Source organism: Ensifer sp. Root142, assembly GCF_001426785.1.
Lineage (GTDB): Bacteria > Pseudomonadota > Alphaproteobacteria > Rhizobiales > Rhizobiaceae > Ensifer > Ensifer canadensis.
Genome location: NZ_LMFK01000002.1, coordinates 212,865 through 231,443, shown reverse-complemented (window position 1 = coordinate 231,443; position 18,579 = coordinate 212,865). Strand labels below are relative to the sequence as shown.

The following is an 18,579-nucleotide window of genomic DNA, read 5'->3' as shown; positions in this document are numbered from 1 at the left end:
AAATCCGCGCAGAAGGTTGTCTCATTCCCCGCGTTGGGCGGATGTTACCCGCCAGATGACGTTGCCCACGTCGTCGGCGACGAGCAAGGCGCCCGTCTTGTCGAAAGTCACCCCGACCGGGCGGCCCATGGCCGTATCGCCAGCGCCGATGAAGCCCGTGAGAATGTCCTTCGGCCGGCCGGCTGGTTGGCCGTTGCGAAACTGCACGAAGATCACTTTGTAGCCGCTGTGCACGCTTCGGTTCCATGAACCGTGCTGGCCAACGAAGGCGCCGCCGCGGTACGGGGAAGGAAGGGATGATTCCTTGTCGAAGGTTAATCCCAGGGAGGCAGTGTGGGAGCCGAGCGCATAGTCGGGCTTGATTGCTTTGGCGACGAGATCCGGGCGCGGCGGCTTTGCGCGGATGTCAATATTCTGGCCGAAGTAACTGAAGGGCCAGCCATAGAAGCCGCCCTGACGCAACGAAGTCATGTAATCCGGCACGAGGTCGTCACCGATCTCGTCGCGCTCATTGACGACCACCCAGAGCCTGCCGCTGTGCGGATTCCAGGCAAGTCCGTTGGGGTTTCGTAAGCCCGAAGCGAAAATCCGTGTTTTGTGGCGGGCGGGATCTACTTCCAGCACCGCGGCACGGTTTTTCTCCGCCGCAATGCCATTCTCGCCGACATTGCTGTTAGATCCGACGGTAACGTAGAGCTTCCCACCGTCGCGCCCGGCGATCAGATCCTTGGTCCAGTGGTGATTGATGTCTCCGGCCGGCAGGTCGACGATCTTTTGCGGCGCCGCCGTTATCCGGGTTTGACCGGAGGAATAAGAATAGGCGACGACGGCGTCGGTATTGGCAACGTAAAGCTTTCCGTTGACGAGCGCCATACCGAACGGCGAATTGAGCCCCTCGATGAAGGGTCTGCGCAGATCGGCAACACCATCGCCATCCGTGTCCCGCAAAAGCGCAATGCGGTTGGCGCTCTCCGTCGCCGCGCCCGCCCGCTTCATGGCCTGCGCCATGAAGACCTTGCGCAGGCTGAAGCCGCTGTCCTTCTTGGCGGGCGCGTTTGTCTCGGCCACAAGCACGTCGCCGTTCGGCAAGACATGAATCCAGCGCGGATGATCGAGGCCCTTCGCAAAGGCGTTGACCTTCAGGCCCTTCGCCGGCTTTGGCCTCGCGCCGCCGTTCCACCCTTTTGCTTGGGCGATGTTGATCGTCGGGATCAGTGTGGGTTTCGGTTTCGGAAGCGTCGGATGAGGGCCGTAGCCGCCGTTCGTCGGCGCCGTTGCGGTACTTTGGGCGGTCGCGGCGAGGCAACCTGCCGTGATCGCTCCGAGCAAAATGACCCCCGGAACACCAAGAACGAGCGGAACTCTGCGAGAATTCATGATCGTGGTCCTCAGCAAAACGTCGCCGACTGGGTATAGTAAGACACAAGGGCGTTTCGAATTATTCCCTATCGCCCAGCTAACGGCAGGCTCGATCATCGGACTGAACACGCAGCCGTCCAAGTATGTGCTCGGCCGCAGAGACGAGGCAATGCGTGAGGCAGCTCTTTTCATCGCGACGACACCGAACTTCACGATTGCTCACTGGTCCGCTGCACAACCCGCCCGCGACATGGAGACGGTCCAGCGCTTGGCTGAAGGTTATCGGATGGCCGGATTGCCGGAATGAACGGGGAGCCTGTTGAGCTCTGCGCAAATGGAGCGGCGACGCCTCGTTCCTACTTGTGGATTTGCTACATAGTTTTGCAAAGTGCGAGCACCAATCTGAAATCGTGATCAACAGGCAACCGCCTCCCGCACTGGACGCCATCAGGGCGGCTAAGTCCCGCATGGGCTTGTACCTGCGATGGGAATCCCTTGCATTAAGCGTCGACGCGCTCATTGCTGCGCGCGGATCAAGCCGAGTGGCAACCGAATTCGGCTTCAAGGATCCGCAGTCCATCGAGGTATTTTTGCGTTTCCATCCTGCTCGCCAGCGCCTGTTCCAAATTGTCCAAGAGATCTGCATGCTTGACCGGGAGGGCAAGTGGGTTTGACGCCGCCCGCCTTACAAAGGCTGGTTCCGGCTCGGCCGGTTCTTTTGTCAGCGCCACGACAGCGCCAACGATCACGGGATCAAATCCTTTTTCCAGCAATCGCTGAGCCGACCAGCCCGGTCCCTTCTCCAGGACGTCGTGTAAATAGGCCACGACCTTGGCATCCATCCCGTCCACGGCGTTCGCAACACGCTGACAGTGCCTGAAATACGGTTGCCCCGTTTTGTCCAATTGCCCCTGATGGGCCTCAGCAGCAACTTCGCTGGCGAGAAGCAATGCATCGTGCGAGCTCAAGACACCGCTGTCCATCGGTTCGTTTTCGTTGCCCGGCATCTCAGGCATGGGCCTATTCCTGGTTATGGGCGCCACCAGGTGCCGTCACGCCCTGCAATCCCGCACCCGCGAGCGAAGGATCTCTGCGGGCGGCGTCTGCAAGAGACACGACACCCACCAGCCTTTTGTCGCGATTGAGCACTGGAAGTCGTCGAACCTGAATATCGCCCATGTTACGGGCAACGTCGCCGATTTCTTCATCTTCAAAGCAGTATTTGACGTCCGCCGACATCACCTCAGCCACTGTCGTATCCCCGTCGCGGCCGTCGGCCACGCACCGCACGACGATGTCCCTGTCGGTGATCGTGCCTACGAGGCGGTCATCTTGTTCGACAGGAAGAAATCCAATGTCGTTGTCAGCCATATGGCGGGCGACTGCAGCCACGGTATCATCCGGGCTGACGATATGCACGTTCTTGGTCATGATCTGGGCAATTTGCATGCTTAGCTCCTATCTTGCTCGAAACCGCAGTTCCCTCCCATGGCAGCGAGCCGCCGGGCGGCAAACGCGCCGAAGCTGATCAATCATGCTCAGGGAAGCTCGAGCGGCGGAATCGTTTTCCGCTTCGGTTTCCATTGGGGTTCCTTCCGCTGTGATGTTGTTTGCTAACGGTCGGCCCTCTCCTTTGTTCCGCTCATTCGTTGCCACGTTCGTGATCGATTTCTTCTGGGCGATCGGAACCGATAGTCGATTTTGAGGTTTGGGATGGATCGCGAGGTTCATGAGGTTCATCATGCCGACGCTGATCAGGTTCGTTATTTTGAATGTGGGCGTGGGGTTTCTGCTTGGTGCAGCAACCGCCGCTTCGATCGCAATAGTCGCTCCGGGCGCCCTCGGGCACGGCGAGGGTCTTGATCCGCTTGCATTCGGGCTGCAGATCTACGCTTTCGGCGCATCCTTTGGCCTCGGTGCCCTGGCGACGGCTTTGATGATGATTGCCGAGGATTGATAGATCCCAAGTGCGATCGACGATTGAAGCGGCTTTGCGCCCATCGAGATGATCGAACCGTGGCCATTCCTATCTGTTCCGTGCTGGCGCGTTGTCGCCGTGGAACCAACTCTCCCGCGAGAGGCTTACACCAAGCTTCTTGAAGTAGATTGTGTTGAACAATCCCCAAGCCCTTGGCGCCAAATGAGAAAAAGCGGGCCGCCGATCCATGTCCAGAGTGAAAATCGCTGGCATTTCTGTGGCACGATGGCATCACTTGGCTTCGGGTAGATCCAGCGGGCAACCAATGCGGACGATCACGCGCTCGGCCCCGGCAATCTCCTCGGCTATCCGTCGAATGGTGTCTGAAGCGTCTCGTTCCCGCAGCACGCCTTCAATAATCACCACATCGCCGAGCAAACGAAAACAAAGGCCTCCTGTATCGAATGTTGTCTCGGAACTCACGGCACAGCGTATAGAAGCCAGGAGCGCGGCTGCGTCTGCGCTGCGTTCCTGAGGTCTGCCACCATCGGGCGCGATCAGGACCATTGCGAAACTCCTCTCATCTCTTCATATGAGCAAACCCTAATTATTCAGTATTGTTCCCTCTGGGCGTTTGTGAAGTTTCTTCAAAACCGCCACCTTGGGGCGGTTTCGCCGTTTATGCGATCGTCAACGCGCCAATGGCTGCGACGCATAGTAATCGGCAAGCCGGGCCACATCCTCAACGGTTAGATGGCGCACCGCACGGCTCATCAATCGTGCCGTTGGACTGTCACCGCGTAGATCCTGTTTGAACAGGAGAATTTGCTCTATCAGGAAGGTGCGGGACTGGCCGCTAAGCAAAGGATAAAGAGGATTTCGGCCGTCATGGCAGGCTTGGCAGGCAGCGATCTTTTTCACGGGATCGCCGGTTTGCACCAGAGACAATGTGCGCTCGTCGCCGGAGCGAGCTCTCGGCGTCGCTGACAGCAACCCATCCTTGCGGGCAAAGTGGCCGGCCGTGGCATCGATGTCCGCATCCTTCAACCGCGAGACGACGACCTCCATGAACCCACTTTCACGGCTCCCTTTGCGGTAGGCCCGAAGGGCTTCAGCAAGATAGGCGTTTGATTGCCCTGCAATGACTGGAGCTATCGGGTCATTGCCTTCGATACCTTGCTCATGGCACCCCAGGCAGCCGGATAGCGTATCGCCGCTTTCGGTATCCTTCGCACCGGAAAGCTCTTTGTAGCGGGCCGGGCTCATCGTCTGCAGCTCCTTTAGAAACGCAACCATTGCCCAGACCTCATCGTCGCGCCCAGCGCCGGGCCAGGCGGGCATCCCGGTATAGCGCAGACCGTCGCGCACGATGACGAACAGTTCCTCATCCTTCCAGTTGCCAACAGTGTCCCTGAGGTCGGGCGGTGGCGGCAGCATCGCGAGCATTTCCGGGGAGCGGCGGCGATCCGGAGAACCATGGCATTCGGCACAGCTCATCTGGAAATGAACTGCCGTGACCTTGAGGTGTTTGGCACTTTCGAAACCGGAAGGCTTTTTGATGCCGAGCGCCGCAGTTCTCACTGACGAACGCATTGTCCAGTGTAGGAACCACTCAGTGACTGCCCAATGACCGCCGGTTGCACCAACATGAATGATGCCGAGCCAGGCGATCAGCAAGCCGGCAACGGGCGCCAGGGCGGCGGCGGCAGCCAAACATTTCAGACAGCGCTTCATGGTGCCTGCCCTTCGGTCGGTTTCGCAAATGACGCACGCAAGAGTCTCGCGGCCAGGCCAACGCCACCTGCAAGGTAGGCAACTGCCCCAACAAACAGCATGACGATGCCGCCAAGCTGCTGATCTTGGCTCGCAGTCATGGTCACGCCAAAGCAGGTCACATCAGCCACGCCATAAAGAGGGCGCGGAGCCATCGTCAGCAGCACTGCGAGAAGCGTCATATGCATCGAGGTGAGAAGGAGTGCGACAGCGCCGCTAAGCCCTGCATCTGCTTTCCTGCCGGCTCCAAGACACGCAATCCAGAGAAGGCCGCCCGCGACCAGAAAAATTGCAAGCTCAGCCAAACGCATGCCAATCGAGGCTTCCGCCAGATCCCTCATCGCCGGGACATGCCAAACCCAAACGACGACGAGCTCGACGAAGGACAACAGAAAGCCGGCGCCAGGATGCCAGTGGCTGCTCGGGTCCCATCGTGTTCCCGAGACAGCGAAAGCAGCGAGCGGGGCGACCACAGCAACGAGCGCCATGTGCGTCCCCATATGTTCGGAAAATGCCCGTGGGTCGAAAACAAACAGAGATGTGCATACCGCCGCCACCAGCAAAATCATAGCAGCGATGAGACTGGCCCATCTCATGAAAAGCACCCGTTGATCAGCATGATCGGGGTCGCCACGAACAGGACGGCGACGAAACTCAGGGCCGATAGAAGCAGGGTTGCAAAGCCCTGGAAGAGTCTGCGCGCCCGATGCGTCGATTCATCATGCGGTGGGTCCGCCGTGCCAAATCCCCACTGTCTCCAAGCGAGATAGGCAGAAATCGCGATCGCTACGAGTGCCAGCAAAGTTAGGGCGCCAAGCATCAACTGAAGGCCGACATATTGTTGCGCGCTTCCTCCCTTGGCGCAGAAGATCGCCGCCGTCAGATAACAGACGAGGAAATGCAGCGCCCAGACAATCGGCGCCGTAAACAGCGTCCAGAAAGTCTCGATCTCTCGCGGTAATAGCCGCATAGTTCCTCTCACATCATTGCCGGGAACAAACCGATGACACCCAGGGTGGTAAACGCGGTGATCGTCAGAAAGTGCCAATATAGAACCACATTGACGAGATCGATGTCATGAGCAGCGGTCAGGTGACCGAAAAAGCTTCGCGCCAGGCAATAGACCTGCATCACCACGCCTACGCCGGCATGACAAACGAGCCAAAGCACCAAAACCCAGACGATGGCCGGATAGACATGCTGCGTCGGATCCATCTGCGAGAGCCACGGCCCGGCCAATGTAGCGACACTGCCGAGAAGCGTCAGAGCAAGTGCACACAAGACAAGCAGACGCATCGCAAGTCTCTGACCCCTGCGGTTCACCGACCGCGCCGTAACCATTGCAAACCAAGCTACGAGAAACAGGCAGAGGGACGCCATTGGCCATCCGATACCAGGCCCGGAAAGGCCGGCCGTGAAGTCGCGATGGATGGTCCAATAGAAGAAGTAGCCGAAAACCAGGCTACCGAACGCCGTTCCGTCACCAACCATGGTGATGAACATCGCCCACCAGCCAACCGATGCGGGTCCAGAGACGTAGAGTGGCAAGGAAAGGCCAAGGCCGACATCTTTTCCCGCTTTCTCGGGCACGGTCGCCGTGCCGGTCCACAACCAGCTGACCACGAAAACAAGGAAGGCGGCGGCAAACAACGTGGCCAGGAGCCACCAGTGAAAGGTAACGGCCACAAACACCCCGCCTAGCGCGGCCGCACTGAGGATGGTCAGATAGGATGTACCGCCGACGCGCAGACATTGGATCGGTTCGGCATCGAGCACAGAGGTGACGAGCGTCTCGCGAAAGCCCTCTGCTGCATCGGGCAGATAAAAGCGCGCGTTGTCTATATCTTCGCGAATTCCCGGCTGGTCCCAAAGCGGGTAGCGACTGCTTATGATCGGGATCGAGCGCACACCCCAGTTTTCCTCTGGTTCGGATATCCACTCGAGGGTTCCGGCATTCCAGGGATTAGCCTCGCCCCTGGGCTGGCGATGCTTTGGCCTCAAGACATCGACGACAACAATGAGGATGCCCGAGGCGAAGATGAAGGCGCCCACCGTCGAGATCAGATTGAACCAATGCCAACCGACATCGCTTGGATAGGTAAAGACACGCCGGGGCATGCCGCGCAATCCGGCGAGGTGCATCGGAAAGAATGCGAGGTTGAAGCCTGAAAACATCAGCCAGAAAGCAATCTTGCCCAACCGGTCAGAGAGCTTCCGGGCATTGATGAGCGGATAGTAGTAATAGATGCCGGCAACGACGGGAAAGAGCATGCCGCCGATCAGCACGTAGTGCAGATGCGCGACGACGAAGTAGGTGTCGTGCGCCTGCCAGTCGATCGGTACGAGCGCAACCATGACGCCTGTCAGGCCACCGATGACAAAGATCACGAGACCGCCGCCGCCAAAGAGCATCGGTACGGAAGGGATCACGCGCCCTGCCAGCATCGTTGCTATGAATACGAATATCTGGACGCCGGTCGGAATCGCGACGGCCTCGGAGGCCGCGGAGAAAAAGGCAAGGGAGATTTGCGGCAGGCCCGTGGTGAACATGTGGTGGACCCAAAGGCCGAAGCTTAAGAAACCGGTTCCGACCGCCGCCAGCACGATCCAGGAGTAGCCGACGATCGGTCGTTGGGCGAAGGTTGGAACGATCATCGCCATCAGGGCGATCGCCGGCAGGAAGATGATGTAGACCTCAGGGTGACCGAAGATCCAGAAAAGATGCTGCCACAGCAGCGGATCACCGCCACGCTCGGCATCGAAAAATGGCCAGTCGAACATCCGCTCCATTTCGAACAGGATGTCGCCGGCGATAAGAGGCGGGAAGGCAAAAAGGATCATACCGGCGACAATCAGCAGATACCAGGCAAAGAGCGGCATCATGTTGATGCGCATGCCCGGAGCGCGGCATTTCATGATGCCGACGATCAACTCTACTGCTGCGGCAATCGACGCCACTTCGATAAAGGATAGCCCGAGCAGCCAGATGTCAGCGCCAATACCCGAATACTGTTTGTCCGTGGCCAGCGGTGGATACATGAACCAGCCCGTATTGGGTGCTGCGTCAAAGAAGATCGATCCGCATACAAACAACCCGCCGAGCAGGAAACTCCAAAAACCAAACGCCGAAAGCCGCGGAAAGGGTAGTTCGCGGGCGCCGAGCATCGGCGGCAAAAGGAAGATCGCCACAGCCTCGAAGATCGGCACGGCAAACAGAAACATCATGACGGTTCCGTGCAGGGTGAACGCCTGATTGAAGAAATCCGCCGACAGGAAATCGTTTTCGGGTATGGCGAGCTGCGCGCGCACGAGCAACGCGAGGACGCCGGCAAACAACATGAAGATGAAGGCAGTGGCCGCATACCAAAGGCCGATTTGGGTATTGTTGACCGAAGTCCAATAGCGCCATCCCGACGGATTGGCCCAGACAGCTCGAAGCTGCCGCTCTTCCTCGCTCTTCGACGCCTGTTCGCCGAGCCGGTCCTCGGTGGTGGTCATGTTTCACCTGCGAGGTAGTCGATGATTTCGTTCAATTCGTCCTGCGGGATCATAGGGAATGCCGGCATTTGGGCGCCGGGCTTGACGGAGGAAGGATCACGAATGAAACGGGCGAGGTTTTCCGGCGTGTTGGCCAGCGCCCCTGCTCCCACATGCTTGCGCTGCCCGAACCCTGTCAGGTTCGGGCCTGTCAAGCCTTGTGCCTGTGTCCCATCAAGCGCGTGACAGGCCGAGCAGCCATGAACGAGAAAAGCGTTTGCGGCGTGGTTACTTGTTGATCGCCTTTTCGCGCGGCTTTGTTGCCATGTCTGAAAATCTTCTGCGGACAGAACGTCTGCGGTAAGGTTCATGAGGGCATGCGACGTGCCGCAAAACTCCGCGCATGGCCCGCGATACGAACCGATGCGGGTCGGCTCCAGCCAGAGGGTGTTGGTTCGCCCGGGCAACATGTCCATCTTGCCCGCAAGCGCGGGGATCCAGAACGAATGGATGACATCGTGCGCCTTGAGCGAAATCCGGATCCGTCGATCGACGGGCAGTGTGAGTTCGTTTGCGGTTTCGAAAGCAATCCCCCCTGACTTGTCGAGGTATCGAATGCGCCACCAGAACTGTTCGCCCGTGACCTCGATCGCCAGGTCCGCCTGCTGCCGATCGAACCATGGTCTCGTCGCCGGCATGCTCCACACCGCATAGGACAGAAGCGCAAAGAGAGCCGCCGTGGGCGCTGTCACGCCGCCCCAGGTGATAAACCTTTGGGCCTGCTCTTGGCTCAACTGGCCTCGGCGCGCACGGCCGGCGTAGATCAGGAGGGATATGACGACAAGCCAGACGAAGGCTGCACCGACCACCGTTACCGTGATCAGGTTCTCGATTGCCGAAGCCTCGCGGCCAGCCGCTGCGAAGGTGGATTGCCGATCGCCGCAGCTTGCGAGCGGCATGGAAAGCAGGAGGGCGACGGAACCGCGAACGCCAATGACAATGTGACGGTGGATGAAACTACTCTTCTTTTTGCGAACAAGACTACGCATCGCCCAGCGGCTGCATCGACAGGTCAAATGGCCCTCCCCTTCCCTGATGAGATGGAAACTGCGACCTTGGCGGGAAGTTCCTTCCGAAATCACGTTTCGGCGCATTTGGCGACAAGCGATGAAACGAACGACGGATTGGCGAGTTAGACGGCTGTCACAGTCTTCCGAGGAGTGTCAGCATGCAACGCGTTCTGATATCGATGGCGGCATTGTTCGCCGTCCTTCTGATTGTCGGTGCAGCGCTTGTTTTCTTATCTCAAGAGCAGGCGAAACTAACGGCTGAACAGGGTTACGGAACAGCCCCGCTACTGCCTGAACCCAATCCCACCCTTATCCCCACGGTCAATGTGGCGGAGGCGTCCCACTGGGCCCCAGGCGAAAAGCCGACGGCTGCCGATGGGCTCGTTGTCGGCGCTTTCGCCGAGGAACTCGATCATCCGCGTTGGCTTCACGTCCTGCCAAATGGCGACGTTCTTGTCGCGGAAACGAACAAGCCAGAAAAGGAAGACACAGGTTTCAGCTTGCGCGGCTTTGCCATGGGACTGTTCATGGGGCGAGCCGGGGCAGAGGTTCCGAGCGCTAACAGGATCACGCTATTGCGCGATGCGGATGGCGATGGCGTTGCAGAAACCCGGTCAGTCTTCCTCGAACACCTCAACTCGCCATTCGGCATGACCCTGTCGAACGGGGTCCTCTATGTCGCCAACACCGATGCCATCTTGGCGTTCGACTACAAGGATGGCGACACGACGGTAACGGCACAGGGCCAAAAAATCGTCGATCTGCCTGCCGGTCCGATCAATCACCATTGGACCAAGGACGTCATTGCCAATCGGGAAGGAACCAAGCTTTACGCAACCGTCGGCTCCAACAGCAATGTCGGTGAAAACGGCATCGAGGCGGAAACCAACAGGGCAGCCGTGCTGGAGGTCGATCTGGTGAGCCGACAACTCCGCCTTTTCGCATCCGGACTGCGCAATCCCAACGGGCTTTCATGGCAGCCCGAATCCGGCGCGCTATGGGTTGCCGTGAATGAGCGTGACGAAATCGGAAGTGATCTCGTCCCTGATTACATGACCTCAGTCAAGGACGGCGGGTTCTACGGCTGGCCGTACAGCTATTTCGGCACCCATGTCGACGTCAGAGTAAAACCGCAAAGACCCGATCTCGTCGAAAAGGCAATCGTGCCGGACTATGCACTCGGACCTCATACAGCTTCCCTCGGATTGACGTTTTACACCGGCGAGCTCTTTGGAGCGCAATATCGGAATGGGGCTTTTGTGGGCCAACATGGCTCTTGGAACCGCCGACCGCGTAGCGGTTACAAGGTAGTTTTCGTTCCCTTTGCCAACGGTCAGCCGTCCGGGCCACCAAAGGATATTTTGACCGGGTTCATCGGAGGCGACGACAAGGCCCGCGGTCGTCCCGTCGGCGTTGCCGTTGACCGGCAGGGTGCGCTTCTCGTCGCCGACGACGTCGGCAATGCGATCTGGCGGGTGACGCCCGCCAAATGAGAGACCTTTCGATAATACGGAACCGGTTGCCGAGCGCGCCGTTTCTTCCTGACAGGGGAATTCCGACCCCTACCTACTGATCAACCGCGGCCGAACCCCGAAGGAGATAAAAATGTCCAACAATGTGCAGCGTGGTGGCGACGTGAAGTCCACCGGCGAGAGCGATACGGAGTTTGGCAGATCAATGGAAAGCAAGGCACAGTTTGCCGATGCGCGGCGCCAATCGACCGATTTTGTCGGGGATGGCGAGACGTTGAACGTCTATCGGCTGGTGCCGGTGGCCGCACCCACGGACCCGCGGTGGCAGAATGCCCTCAATCAAGGTGAGGTGCTGGTGGCCGCTCGTTCGTCGGGCGATGCGCGTGTCGTCGCTTCGGGATGCGAACTAGACTACATGGAGGTCGATGCCGCACCCGCCGAAGGCGTCAGCACGCTGGATGCAAGCGCGTTCCGTGACGAAAAGCTCTACACGGTCATTGAGGTCGAGCATGCAAAGCCAGGGCTTGTGCGCGGCCTGATGGAAGGCGACATATCGATAGCGACTATAAAGCCGGTACAGATCTGAGTGTCACGCTGGGAGAAGCTCGGTCTTTCACGATGGCGGCAGTCTGAATGCTTCAGCCTCTATTCTCTTGATAGCTCGGTCTCTGACGGCGGCTCCCAGCCGAAGACACTGCGTCCGCCAAGTGAGGCGGAGTTTCGGAATTCGCCGGCAACGATTTCCTTCAGGTCAGGGCCGGTCACGTAATGCTCAAGGCGACGCGCCTGCTCGTCAAGGCGCCGAAGTGCGTCGAGCTCTTCGGTGTTACCGAGCTTGCCTCTTGAAACGGCGGACTTCATCACCTTGAGTGTTTCGTCATAGACTTTCAACGGAACGGGGAACGGATGACGATCCTTGCCGCCGTGAGCCAACGAAAAGCGTGCAGGGTCGGAAAAGCGGCATGGTGCGCCGTGGACGACTTCAGCAACCATGGCCAGTGCTTCGACGGTTCGCGCGCCGACGCCAGGCGTCAAAAGCAGCTCCTGAAAATCCTTCGGTCCCCGCTCGGCTGCAGAGGCGAGCGCTGCATGCAGACGTCCCATGTTGACGTCCTTTTCGCGCACGTCGTGGTGAGCCGGCATGATCAGATGCGGGAGCGACAGTTGATCTGGAAGACTTTCGACAACGGGCCCTCCCCGCCGCACGGCGAGGGCCTCGCGCACGATGCTGTCGGGTCCCATATTTGCAAGCAGGTCAAGCTGTCCTTCTCGCGATCGCTCAGCGCGTCGGTCGGCGAGGTTGACGATGATGCCTTGGGCGTTTCCTTCAATGGCAGCATGCGGGGAATCGAGAAAGCTTTCCAGGTTTTCCGACAGCCAGTGATAGCGCCTGGCCTGTCGTTGATCGCCGTTCATACCCTGCTGGACGACGACCCATTGTCCATCGTCGGTGACGATGAAACCGTGCAGGTAGAGATCAAATCCATCTTGAACCGCGGCACTGTCGATCTTCGCGACGAGGCGGCTGGTGGTTACGAGACGGTGAGCGTCGAAGCCGACCCGATCACCGATCGCAAGCAGTTCCGCGGGAGTTTTACGTGACTGCGCACCACGCCCGCCGCAAACATGAATTCCAAGCTCCGCGGACAGCGGCGTCAGTCCGCGCTTCAGAGCGCCAATGACGCTGGTGGTGATACCGGAAGAGTGCCAGTCCATGCCCATCACGGCGCCAAAGGACTGAAACCAGAAAGGGTGGGCCATTCGACGCAGGAATTCGTCTCGTCCGTAGTGCAGGATGACAGCTTCGGTAATGATGGCACCGAGCTTCGTCATGCGATCTCCGAGCCACTTCGGCACGCGCCCGCCGTGGAGGGGAAGATCAGCACTACCGGAACGTTTTACCATGAGCTTATCCTGTTGATCCGCAACGACGGATGGCGCGTTTTAGCATTTGCGGTGCCGGATTGGGAAGTTTGCGCTTGAGGCGGACGGTCGCAGGCTGGACGGGTAAGAAGCTCGACTGCCGTTTCGTTGGCCAAAAGGTGAAAGCGGAAAAACCCTGATGTTCTCCATCCCCATCGCGTCCGCTTGGCACAGCCTGTGACCTTTAAAGGGAATGCACCCGGTGCTGGGATGTTCCACCGTCATTCCCTTCGATGGATTGATTGTGACGCCGGCGCGTCAATTTCCGACAAAACGGTCGGGTCTGGAAAACTCCGGCTTAGAAAACCAGAACCCCTTGCGCCGAATCGCCACGGCAGATCGACAGCCTTGCTGATGCCAACACGCGGACCTCGGCAAACCTCGACTGCACTGCTGCCGGCGGAAAGCCTGAAGGGGGCCGAAAAAAGTGACAATCCGTCGAACTCCTGTGACACAGCCAGTGCCTGGCAAAGGCGCCCGGGGCCTGCACATAAAAGAAATGTGTTGGCGCCGCTGCGTCGCTGTCGCATCGATTCGATGCCAGTGGTCGGTTCGATCGCCCGGATCAGCACAGCGCTGCCTGCTTCGCACACGAAGTTCAGGCACCAATGCAGCCCATAGGACCTGTAAACGTAGGCATTGCCAGCTGCAGCGAACATGGAAGCGTTGCGTTTCGTCGGGCCTTTGTGACTATGGGAAGCGGGGTCTTCGATTGTGTAAGCTTCTGTTTCGACGATTATGCCGCCGACGCCGTCGACCTCCAGGACGGTCCCGATCAGCGCTTCGGCAACATCAACAGCGTAACGATTGAAAAACGCGTGCGAAATCACTGCTGTTCCTCCTTTCTCCGGTGGCCTTGTGGGCGACGAAATTGGGCCGTTCCCAACAGAAGCCGCCAGCGTCTGGCGGCCCAGATCGATAGGCAAGCTCAGTCGACCTTTCGCCGACGTCTTACGCAACCCGTCCTATGTTTAAAAGCGGTACGCTCGTCTCAAAAGGCAATAACTTGCAATGGACGAAACATCGGTACAAATCCTCGCGTTCGCTTAGCGTTGGAACACATCCGAACCTTTCTTGGATGCCAGAAGCGCGACGGCATCATAAAGAACCGAAGATCGACCATCGCGATCAAGCTTGCCGGCTGGTACGTGTTTACCTTTTCGATCCACGTGAGCGATCAACATCGAGCGCGCCGGATCAACGGCCTGATCTGGAAGGCAGAGACGATCATTAACGCCGTCGGATAGACGCCCCCCAGAGGTATCCTATGGCGGCGGCCGCAATCAGAACGGGGGCGAGGTGGTCTCTGATCCGGTTCTGCGTTGTTTCAAGTGCGACGACAGCCTCAGTCACGGCCAACCGGGACGTCCCACCAACGATTGCGGCGAGTTCCGCGCGCAGGTTCACAATTTCTGTCCGCAGCGCCTCAAGTTGGGCCTGTCGTGCCAGTGTGGCGTCATTTTCTGGTGCCGTCTCGAGTGGCTCGTTGACGACCCCGACTTTTGCGAAATCGCCATCGCTTTCGTAGCCGGTCTGATCCACCATCGCTGTTTCCTCTCACATGAAGGCAATGCCACTCAACGGTGAAAACGTCGTGTTGTTCCATCGGAAACGACCGCGGCGAGCATTTACAAATGCCAGCCCCAATGGAGCGTTCGTGACGAATGAACCTGTGGCGTTCGTGAGCGTTAGGCTCACCAGATAGTATTTTACGGTGACGACGATGCCTAAGCCCAAGGAAAGGTCTGATAGCGAACCCCGTCGTGGCGCCACAGCGAAATTCGCCTACGACAGAATGACGGTGGAACGCTTCCGCAATGCATTCCCACGCGCTCGCTGGAACGAGGAGCAACGCAGTTGGTTCGTGCCGGGCAAGACCGCCGGCAAACGCATTGCACAGTGGCTGGCGCGCGAGAGCGAAAACCTCGATTTATATGCGGATGCCAAAGGCCGCGATGCGTACGCTTTCGATCCTATTTCCAGTCAATATCTTCAAATCGAAGACGATATCCAGATACGCACCCCTTATTCCAGGGACGTTGTTGAGCAATTGCGGTTAATCCCTTGGGCTCGGTGGGATGATGAGATGCACGCTTGGCGGGTGCCGTTCCGATCCTACGAAGCACTGCGACGTTCATGGCCTGATATAGACGCAGCTGCGCGCGCTAGCGAACCTGAGGAGCGCAAGCGCCGGAAGGAAGCGGAAAAACATACGGCGAAGTCCGAGCGCGCGAAATTGCGCTATGCCGAACGTCGCCGCCGGCGTTATCCGGTTCCAGCCGGGGCGCTACCACCGATCGGTCAGGCGGTGACGACATGTTCCTACGGCGTGGTGATTATAGCCGAGGTGGCCGGAGAATACGCCGAGCCGGATGATATCAAGCGCTTCTATCCCCATGCTGCAGGCGATCCGCGCGATTTTGTCTGGGTTCGTTGGCGCCCGGCGTCGCTAGCCGAACTGGTGGCAACCTGGCCGGCGCGTGAGAAGCCGAACGCGTTCGAGATGGCGCGGGGCTGGTGGCGGCCAGTTCTGGACGAGCTGCGTGAAGCGCGATCGGAGGCGCGCCGCCTGGAGCGAAAAAAACAAAGGAGAACTGCGCCCCCCAGTGAGAGGGCCCGTGGTGCTGCACACGAAGGCACCCATTGAGCATGTCAAGCAGTTGGAAGTGTACGAGAGCGTGAACGTCGTTCTGCGGAGGCAGCGTGCACTGATGCTCGTCATCCTCGGGAAGAATGAGGGCTTTTCCTGCTTTTTCCTTTCGATTGGAGGTTTGATGACGCGCTATTTTTTCGATCTTCATAACGGTGACGGCGAAACACGAGATGAGCAAGGCGTCGAGCTTGGTTCGCGGGATGCCGTGACGCAGGAAATCCTCTTGGACGTTGCTCGGGATGAACTCCCAGATCGCAACCGCACAGACATATCCGTTTTGGTTCGTACCGACATCGGCAAAACCGGTTCGGTCGCAACGCTCACGTTTCGCAATCAATGGCTCGATTGATTGTCGCGAGCCGGGGAAGTTTTACGGCGTCGCTCGACCAGCTCTTAGGATTTACCGCCTTGCGCCTCGGAGATTGCGATTTCGGAACTATCTTGATCCGGTCGCGGTTAGTGGCACATCCAAATGGAGGAGCGTGACGTGCGTTTTCTACGAGACAACAGCCTGACGATCGTCCTCGTGACCGCGACACTCATGACCATCGCCGGCATGTACATAGCCGGCTGGCTGGCGAACAATGAAGAGTTGGCGGCCCACGGATCGCCGGCGCTGACATTGATGCAGTATGGCTTAAGCGGCGACTTTCTATCCGCCGTCTTCGAGAACTGGGAAAGTGAATTTCTGCAAATGTCGGTTTATGTCGTGCTGACCGCCTATCTCTATCAAAGGGGCTCTGCGGAATCCAAGGATCCTGACGAGAGGTCGCCTCAAGATGAAGGACTTGCGCACCGAGAAGAAGATCCCGAGGCGCCGTGGCCAGTCAAGAGGGGCGGTATGGTACGGCTGCTTTATGCGTACTCGCTGGGAATTGTTCTCACCGGTCTCTTCCTTGCGAGTTTCGTACTCCATCTTGTCTCCAGCGCCAGATCGGAGAGCGAGACGGCGCAATTGCATGGCCAAGCGACAACGACGGTCATGCAGCATCTCGGCAGCGCACAATTCTGGTTTGAATCCCTTCAAAACTGGCAATCGGAATTCCTGTCAACGGCGCTGATTGTTGTTTTGTCGATCTTCTTGAGGTACCGGGGCTCTCCTGAATCCAAGCCTGTAGGCGCGCCTCACCGCGAGACCGGCTCATAAGAGCAGCGCTTGGCCCGCGCGTGCGCCGATACGGTGCGGATAGCTGATAGTTGGCCGGGCCGATCGCGGTCCGGAGTGCCCGAAAAAATGTCTTGGTGCGGCCGGCCAATGGATATGCCGATGCGGTAGCTATGTCGGACACAGCTTTTCCGCAACGACCGGCGTGAAGCGCCACTCTTCTTGCACCGTTACAGGCCGGGCTCGGCAATCATCACAACCGGCTCGGTCACGGGTCTTGACGGCGAAAAAAGCTGTTTGACTATTCGATGGACAAGGGAGGTATCCACGCCATGAGACCCGGTGTAGAGGCCGCTCAATCCAAGCGACAAGGAGGCATCGCCGAAGTTCGGGCCCAACCTTCCCATGAAGCGACCGCGCAACCCTACATTTTCTTATCTGCATTGTTCTAGAAACATGAGCAGAGAGATCCTCGCCGATTACTGGCGACTCAAGGCCAAAGTACGTGTTCCCAATGGATCGCCCACTATCGTTATTGGCCAGAGGCATGGATGATCACGTTTGTCGCTCTGAAGCAAAGTAAACAAATAAGAAAGGCCGCCCACATGGACGGCCTTTTCGAAGTTCTATTTGGTTAGATCAACGTTCCACGGCTAGCGTATCGTGTGCGTTCCTCTTCAATTTGCGCCGGGCTATAGGGATCGAGTGTCTCATCGAATCGGTTCCAACCTTGCTCGCGATAAGAGGAGCGCCGCTCCTCGAGATCCACCCAGTTCGATCGCCTGAGGATCGCCTCCGCCTCGGCAGCCTCGCTGTCGGCAACGCGCGCTGTTACCAATGTGCCGCCTCGGCGCACACCCTCGGCATAGACATGCGCATCTTCTTCCGGCACGCCGGAATCCGTCAGCGCCCCGATAATCCCGCCGACCGCACCACCGGCAACCGCACCGGCAGCAGCACCCGCAGCAGTCGCCGCAAGCCAGCCGGCAGCAACGACCGGGCCGACACCCGGGATCGCCATCAGCCCGAGGCCGGTCAGAAGACCGCCTGCGCCGCCGACCGCAGCACCGATGCCAGCACCGGTACCCGCCCCTTCGGCCGCACCTTCTGTGTCGTCAACCTTGTATCGGCCCTCGCCGTTGCTCGCGACCATGCTGATGTCGTCATCGGGAATGCCGGCGGCTTTCAGCGCTCGTACAGCTTCAGATGCTTGGTCATAGGTGTCGAAAAGTCCAGTCACGGTTTTCATGTTGGTTTTCCTTCGATGGGTTTGCTGAGATAACAACTTCAGTTGGCGACGATGTTGCCCTGGTAGTCGAGGGTGACGGTTACGGGCTTTCCGTCCTTGGTGGCAGAGGCGTGCCATATGCCCTTCTCGTCCAGCTTCAGCCCCGTCACCGCGGTGTAGCCGTTCTCCTGAAGTCGGGCGCGCGCCTGCTCTTCGGTGAAGCTGTTGGCGCCCTCGACAGGCGCGGTCGGATTGGTGGTGTCGGGCGTGGCGATTGCCGGCGTTTCAGGGTCCGGCGACGTTGTTGCGGTCTGTGCATAGGCACTGAATGCGCTTGCCGCCAGAAAGGCTGTCGCGACGATCATTTGTCTCATTGTTGTCTCCTCGATGCGAAAATTGAACGACGCTGAGACAACGCGGGTGCTTGGCGATGGTTCCTTTTCCGTCGCAAAGAAGATTTTGGTTATCTATAAGTTACAATGGCTTACAAAAACCGTTCGTATGCCAACCACCTTCCTAGGTGAGGCCGAACTTCTTAAAAATTCGCTCGATGACGAGGCGCTTCAGTCAAACTTCGACGCGAGCTGAAAGTTCCCCAATT

The 18,579-nt window shown here is 58.6% G+C and carries 22 protein-coding genes; 8 read left to right on the top strand and 14 right to left on the bottom strand.

Features of this window, described 5'->3' with window-relative positions:
- Positions 1–21: 21 nt before the first annotated feature.
- Complete coding sequence (locus tag ASD52_RS06020) at positions 22–1,377, bottom strand: sorbosone dehydrogenase family protein (RefSeq protein WP_057221692.1); 1,356 nt, start codon at positions 1,375–1,377, stop codon at positions 22–24.
- Between ASD52_RS06020 and ASD52_RS39780 the strand changes: the two genes are divergently transcribed.
- Positions 1,376–1,666, top strand: a complete 291-nt coding sequence (locus ASD52_RS39780; RefSeq protein WP_057223581.1) for a hypothetical protein — start codon at positions 1,376–1,378, stop codon at positions 1,664–1,666. The genes ASD52_RS06020 and ASD52_RS39780 overlap by 2 nt on opposite strands.
- A gap of 226 nt (positions 1,667–1,892) precedes the next feature.
- On the opposite strand, the gene ASD52_RS06010 is transcribed toward ASD52_RS39780, so the two are convergent.
- Positions 1,893–2,342 (bottom strand): HD domain-containing protein, encoded by a 450-nt coding sequence (locus ASD52_RS06010; protein WP_057223700.1) that lies wholly within the window; start codon positions 2,340–2,342, stop codon positions 1,893–1,895.
- A 37-nt stretch (positions 2,343–2,379) separates the two neighbouring features.
- Positions 2,380–2,808: a CBS domain-containing protein gene (locus tag ASD52_RS06005; protein ID WP_057205530.1), complete on the bottom strand. Its 429-nt coding sequence runs from the start codon at positions 2,806–2,808 to the stop codon at positions 2,380–2,382.
- A 292-nt stretch (positions 2,809–3,100) separates the two neighbouring features.
- Here ASD52_RS06005 and ASD52_RS06000 point away from each other — a divergent pair, with 292 nt between their 5' ends.
- Positions 3,101–3,316 (top strand): hypothetical protein, encoded by a 216-nt coding sequence (locus ASD52_RS06000; protein ID WP_156408518.1) that lies wholly within the window; start codon positions 3,101–3,103, stop codon positions 3,314–3,316.
- A 252-nt stretch (positions 3,317–3,568) separates the two neighbouring features.
- On the opposite strand, the gene ASD52_RS05995 is transcribed toward ASD52_RS06000, so the two are convergent.
- From ASD52_RS05995 to coxB, 6 genes are all read right to left on the bottom strand, one after another.
- Positions 3,569–3,844 (bottom strand): hypothetical protein, encoded by a 276-nt coding sequence (locus ASD52_RS05995; RefSeq protein WP_057221689.1) that lies wholly within the window; start codon positions 3,842–3,844, stop codon positions 3,569–3,571.
- Between the two features lie 123 nt (positions 3,845–3,967).
- Positions 3,968–4,990 carry a c-type cytochrome gene (locus ASD52_RS05990; protein ID WP_162254150.1) on the bottom strand — a complete coding sequence of 341 codons (1,023 nt, stop codon included), beginning with the start codon at positions 4,988–4,990 and terminating at the stop codon, positions 3,968–3,970.
- A gap of 17 nt (positions 4,991–5,007) precedes the next feature.
- Positions 5,008–5,646, bottom strand: coding sequence for a cytochrome c oxidase assembly protein (locus ASD52_RS05985; protein ID WP_063991812.1), 639 nt, complete (start codon positions 5,644–5,646; stop codon positions 5,008–5,010).
- Positions 5,643–6,020, bottom strand: coding sequence for a hypothetical protein (locus ASD52_RS05980; protein WP_057223575.1), 378 nt, complete (start codon positions 6,018–6,020; stop codon positions 5,643–5,645). Before ASD52_RS05980 ends, ASD52_RS05985 begins: the two co-directional genes overlap by 4 nt.
- An 8-nt stretch (positions 6,021–6,028) precedes the next feature.
- Positions 6,029–8,548, bottom strand: a complete 2,520-nt coding sequence (ctaD, locus tag ASD52_RS05975) for a cytochrome c oxidase subunit I (protein WP_057218544.1) — start codon at positions 8,546–8,548, stop codon at positions 6,029–6,031.
- Positions 8,545–9,396 (bottom strand): cytochrome c oxidase subunit II, encoded by an 852-nt coding sequence (gene coxB / locus ASD52_RS05970; protein WP_057223698.1) that lies wholly within the window; start codon positions 9,394–9,396, stop codon positions 8,545–8,547. Before coxB ends, ctaD begins: the two co-directional genes overlap by 4 nt.
- On the opposite strand from coxB, the gene ASD52_RS39775 reads away from it, so the two are divergent.
- The 3 genes from ASD52_RS39775 to ASD52_RS05960 all read left to right on the top strand — a co-directional run bounded on the left by ASD52_RS39775 (position 9,301) and on the right by ASD52_RS05960 (position 11,655).
- A complete protein-coding gene (locus ASD52_RS39775) occupies positions 9,301–9,723 on the top strand; it encodes a hypothetical protein (protein WP_244497434.1) in 423 nt (140 codons plus the stop codon). The two genes, coxB and ASD52_RS39775, sit on opposite strands and share 96 nt — an antisense overlap.
- 32 nt (positions 9,724–9,755) lie before the next feature.
- A complete protein-coding gene (locus tag ASD52_RS05965) occupies positions 9,756–11,090 on the top strand; it encodes a sorbosone dehydrogenase family protein (RefSeq protein ID WP_156612921.1) in 1,335 nt (444 codons plus the stop codon).
- Positions 11,091–11,202: 112 nt separating this feature from the next.
- Positions 11,203–11,655 (top strand): hypothetical protein, encoded by a 453-nt coding sequence (locus ASD52_RS05960; RefSeq protein WP_057218545.1) that lies wholly within the window; start codon positions 11,203–11,205, stop codon positions 11,653–11,655.
- Between the two features lie 59 nt (positions 11,656–11,714).
- Here ASD52_RS05960 and ASD52_RS05955 read toward each other — a convergent pair whose 3' ends face one another.
- The 3 genes from ASD52_RS05955 to ASD52_RS05940 all read right to left on the bottom strand — a co-directional run bounded on the left by ASD52_RS05955 (position 11,715) and on the right by ASD52_RS05940 (position 14,537).
- Complete coding sequence (locus tag ASD52_RS05955) at positions 11,715–12,974, bottom strand: DUF763 domain-containing protein (RefSeq protein WP_057223573.1); 1,260 nt, start codon at positions 12,972–12,974, stop codon at positions 11,715–11,717.
- Positions 12,975–13,213: 239 nt separating this feature from the next.
- Positions 13,214–13,819 carry a DNA-3-methyladenine glycosylase gene (locus ASD52_RS05950; protein WP_156612938.1) on the bottom strand — a complete coding sequence of 202 codons (606 nt, stop codon included), beginning with the start codon at positions 13,817–13,819 and terminating at the stop codon, positions 13,214–13,216.
- A gap of 403 nt (positions 13,820–14,222) precedes the next feature.
- Entirely contained in the window at positions 14,223–14,537 is a 315-nt protein-coding gene (locus ASD52_RS05940) for a hypothetical protein (RefSeq protein WP_057218552.1), read from the bottom strand.
- 178 nt (positions 14,538–14,715) lie between these two features.
- Between ASD52_RS05940 and ASD52_RS05935 the strand changes: the two genes are divergently transcribed.
- The 3 genes from ASD52_RS05935 (at position 14,716) to ASD52_RS05925 (ending at position 16,792) form a co-directional block, all read left to right on the top strand.
- Positions 14,716–15,639, top strand: coding sequence for a hypothetical protein (locus tag ASD52_RS05935; RefSeq protein ID WP_057218554.1), 924 nt, complete (start codon positions 14,716–14,718; stop codon positions 15,637–15,639).
- 127 nt (positions 15,640–15,766) lie between these two features.
- Positions 15,767–15,994 (top strand): hypothetical protein, encoded by a 228-nt coding sequence (locus tag ASD52_RS05930; protein WP_057218687.1) that lies wholly within the window; start codon positions 15,767–15,769, stop codon positions 15,992–15,994.
- A 138-nt stretch (positions 15,995–16,132) separates the two neighbouring features.
- Positions 16,133–16,792, top strand: a complete 660-nt coding sequence (locus tag ASD52_RS05925) for a DUF6766 family protein (RefSeq protein WP_057205612.1) — start codon at positions 16,133–16,135, stop codon at positions 16,790–16,792.
- Positions 16,793–17,384: 592 nt separating this feature from the next.
- Here the strand turns inward: ASD52_RS05925 and ASD52_RS05920 are convergent.
- Together ASD52_RS05920 and ASD52_RS05915 are read right to left on the bottom strand one after the other, a co-directional pair.
- On the bottom strand, positions 17,385–17,999 hold the full coding sequence (locus ASD52_RS05920) for a general stress protein (RefSeq protein ID WP_057205552.1): 615 nt from the start codon (positions 17,997–17,999) through the stop codon (positions 17,385–17,387).
- A 38-nt stretch (positions 18,000–18,037) separates the two neighbouring features.
- Positions 18,038–18,352: a hypothetical protein gene (locus tag ASD52_RS05915; RefSeq protein ID WP_057205554.1), complete on the bottom strand. Its 315-nt coding sequence runs from the start codon at positions 18,350–18,352 to the stop codon at positions 18,038–18,040.
- Positions 18,353–18,579 lie beyond the last annotated feature (227 nt).

Excerpts from the sequence above, each read along its gene's own strand:
- ASD52_RS39780 (WP_057223581.1), top strand. The coding sequence starts at position 1,376 with ATGATCGTGGTCCTCAGCAAAACGTCGCCGACTGGGTATAGTAAGACA.
- ASD52_RS06020 (WP_057221692.1), bottom strand. The coding sequence starts at position 1,377 with ATGAATTCTCGCAGAGTTCCGCTCGTTCTTGGTGTTCCGGGGGTCATT.
- ASD52_RS06010 (WP_057223700.1), bottom strand. The coding sequence starts at position 2,342 with ATGGACAGCGGTGTCTTGAGCTCGCACGATGCATTGCTTCTCGCCAGC.
- ASD52_RS06005 (WP_057205530.1), bottom strand. The coding sequence starts at position 2,808 with ATGCAAATTGCCCAGATCATGACCAAGAACGTGCATATCGTCAGCCCG.
- ASD52_RS06000 (WP_156408518.1), top strand. The coding sequence starts at position 3,101 with ATGCCGACGCTGATCAGGTTCGTTATTTTGAATGTGGGCGTGGGGTTT.
- ASD52_RS05995 (WP_057221689.1), bottom strand. The coding sequence starts at position 3,844 with ATGGTCCTGATCGCGCCCGATGGTGGCAGACCTCAGGAACGCAGCGCA.
- ASD52_RS05985 (WP_063991812.1), bottom strand. The coding sequence starts at position 5,646 with ATGAGATGGGCCAGTCTCATCGCTGCTATGATTTTGCTGGTGGCGGCG.
- ASD52_RS05980 (WP_057223575.1), bottom strand. The coding sequence starts at position 6,020 with ATGCGGCTATTACCGCGAGAGATCGAGACTTTCTGGACGCTGTTTACG.
- ctaD (WP_057218544.1), bottom strand. The coding sequence starts at position 8,548 with ATGACCACCACCGAGGACCGGCTCGGCGAACAGGCGTCGAAGAGCGAG.
- ASD52_RS05965 (WP_156612921.1), top strand. The coding sequence starts at position 9,756 with ATGCAACGCGTTCTGATATCGATGGCGGCATTGTTCGCCGTCCTTCTG.
- ASD52_RS05960 (WP_057218545.1), top strand. The coding sequence starts at position 11,203 with ATGTCCAACAATGTGCAGCGTGGTGGCGACGTGAAGTCCACCGGCGAG.
- ASD52_RS05955 (WP_057223573.1), bottom strand. The coding sequence starts at position 12,974 with ATGGTAAAACGTTCCGGTAGTGCTGATCTTCCCCTCCACGGCGGGCGC.
- ASD52_RS05940 (WP_057218552.1), bottom strand. The coding sequence starts at position 14,537 with ATGGTGGATCAGACCGGCTACGAAAGCGATGGCGATTTCGCAAAAGTC.
- ASD52_RS05935 (WP_057218554.1), top strand. The coding sequence starts at position 14,716 with ATGCCTAAGCCCAAGGAAAGGTCTGATAGCGAACCCCGTCGTGGCGCC.
- ASD52_RS05930 (WP_057218687.1), top strand. The coding sequence starts at position 15,767 with ATGACGCGCTATTTTTTCGATCTTCATAACGGTGACGGCGAAACACGA.
- ASD52_RS05920 (WP_057205552.1), bottom strand. The coding sequence starts at position 17,999 with ATGAAAACCGTGACTGGACTTTTCGACACCTATGACCAAGCATCTGAA.
- ASD52_RS05915 (WP_057205554.1), bottom strand. The coding sequence starts at position 18,352 with ATGAGACAAATGATCGTCGCGACAGCCTTTCTGGCGGCAAGCGCATTC.